Source organism: Paenibacillus sp. GYB006 (assembly GCF_036577645.1).
Lineage (GTDB): Bacteria > Bacillota > Bacilli > Paenibacillales > Paenibacillaceae > Paenibacillus.
In genome coordinates this window covers 1-235 of sequence record NZ_JARBDA010000115.1, presented here as the reverse complement: position 1 = coordinate 235, position 235 = coordinate 1, and the positions used below count along the sequence as shown (strand labels likewise).

Annotated in this window: 1 rRNA gene; it reads left to right on the top strand. The window is 51.5% G+C overall.

The features are described from left to right. Positions 1 to 235: ribosomal RNA gene (locus tag PV403_RS25235) — 23S ribosomal RNA — on the top strand; the annotation flags it as partial.

Genomic DNA, 235 nt, shown 5'->3' with positions numbered 1-235 from the left:
TGCCAAGGCTAAATACTCCCTAGCGACCGATAGTGAAGCAGTACCGTGAGGGAAAGGTGAAAAGCACCCCGGAAGGGGAGTGAAATAGAACCTGAAACCGTGTGCTTACAAAAAGTCAGAGCCCGTTTTATGGGTGATGGCGTGCCTTTTGTAGAATGAACCGGCGAGTTACGTTCCCGTGCAAGGTTAAGGTGAAAAGCCGTAGCCGCAGCGAAAGCGAGTCTGAATAGGGCGA